At 51.2% G+C, this 1,195-nt stretch carries 3 protein-coding genes; all 3 read right to left on the bottom strand.

Going from position 1 to position 1,195, the window contains the following annotated elements; all coding sequences use genetic code 11:
- Positions 1 to 162: 162 nt before the first annotated feature.
- Genes DW085_RS18745 through DW085_RS18735 form a run of 3 tightly spaced genes read right to left on the bottom strand, consistent with a single transcriptional unit; the run spans position 163 to position 978 of the window.
- Positions 163 to 459, bottom strand: coding sequence for a DUF3847 domain-containing protein (locus tag DW085_RS18745; RefSeq protein ID WP_009323503.1), 297 nt, complete (start codon positions 457 to 459; stop codon positions 163 to 165).
- Positions 452 to 793, bottom strand: a complete 342-nt coding sequence (locus tag DW085_RS18740; RefSeq protein ID WP_006873175.1) for a DeoR family transcriptional regulator — start codon at positions 791 to 793, stop codon at positions 452 to 454. Before DW085_RS18740 ends, DW085_RS18745 begins: the two co-directional genes overlap by 8 nt.
- Positions 790 to 978 carry a hypothetical protein gene (locus DW085_RS18735; protein WP_002304353.1) on the bottom strand — a complete coding sequence of 63 codons (189 nt, stop codon included), beginning with the start codon at positions 976 to 978 and terminating at the stop codon, positions 790 to 792. Before DW085_RS18735 ends, DW085_RS18740 begins: the two co-directional genes overlap by 4 nt.
- Between the last annotated feature and the right edge of the window lie 217 nt (positions 979 to 1,195).

Genomic DNA, 1,195 nt, shown 5'->3' with positions numbered 1-1,195 from the left:
CACAAAAGGGTAGCTGGCGGCAGCCAGCGCAGGGGAAGCGTAGCGTCCCCTGTTTGATTTGAAGCAGACCATGACTGCGGAAAATCACAGCCCTCCGGCGAGGAGCCTTCGGAGAACGCAATGCACCACCTCTGGGTGGTGTATAATTGCGCCCTTAGTAAACTAAGGGGTTTCCGGCTTCTTCCGTTCCAGCAGTTTTTTCAATAGTTCCTGCGTGTCCTGTCTGTGAAAAATGAGTTTCAACAACAGCATGATATCATCATCTGTCAGGCGTTCCGGCTCTTGCAGAAAACTTTCCAGCATACCGCCACGAGTACAGAGCCGGTGCGTCCGTTCCTTTCGGGTAAGCTGCTTCAACTGATGCTGCAATGCCTTTTCATCATTGATAGCTTTCCGCAGTTTCTTTTCGCTTTTCTCCAGCTCCCGGTTGAGCTTTTCAAGTTTTGAGCTATCAGGCAAGGGCAGCGTCCTCCTTTCCCGGTATCAGCACATAAATCCTGTTCGGCTCTCCAACGCCCTGACGCACCCGCATGATAAGTCCTGCGTTTTCCAGTTCATTCAAAGAACGCTTGACCGTCATAGGACTGCGGGACAGGACTGCGGCAATGGCTGTGACAGGGAAGCAGACAAACAGGATTCCGTTCTCGTCCTCCTGCCCTTTGGATAGCATAGCGTCCAGCATCCGGCAGTACATGACCTTTGCGGTGCTGCTGACTGGAAATCCTGTCAACGCTCTGGGAAATGGCATACAGGGCGGCAGTGGTGTGTCTATCGTCATAAATTCAAAATTCATTCGGTGTGTTCCTCCTTTTTCTTTGCTCGTTTGGATAAATAACGGGGGCAGTCAATCACAACCGCCCGGAAGCTCTGCTTGCACCCATGCTGGCATTTCCGGCATAATTCGTTGTAAGTGACACGCCCCCGGTCATTGAGGTAAAAGGAAAGCTCATGCTTCCTCTTTTTGCTCATTCTCGGCATATTGCGCTTCCTCCCGTTTTAGTGTATGGTTTCGGGGCGATTTTCGGTAAAATTACAGCCATAGAGCCGCTTAAAATCTCCCGAAGTATCAGCGATAGGGTAGACTGTCCCCCTATCAGATTGTTGTGTTTCGGTATCATTTCGGTGTCAGTTCGCCAGTTCTCCCCGGTGTCGTTCCTCCCCTGAATCTCACAGCGGCGTATCGCTCCCTTTGGTA

Source organism: Clostridium sp. AF50-3, from assembly GCF_003477445.1.
GTDB classification, from domain to species: Bacteria; Bacillota; Clostridia; order Lachnospirales; family Lachnospiraceae; genus Otoolea; species Otoolea fessa.
The sequence above is the reverse complement of the archived record's forward strand: the minus strand, read 5'-3'. Positions and strand labels throughout refer to the sequence as shown.

Excerpts from the sequence above, each read along its gene's own strand:
- DW085_RS18735 (WP_002304353.1), bottom strand. The coding sequence starts at position 978 with ATGCCGAGAATGAGCAAAAAGAGGAAGCATGAGCTTTCCTTTTACCTC.
- DW085_RS18740 (WP_006873175.1), bottom strand. The coding sequence starts at position 793 with ATGAATTTTGAATTTATGACGATAGACACACCACTGCCGCCCTGTATG.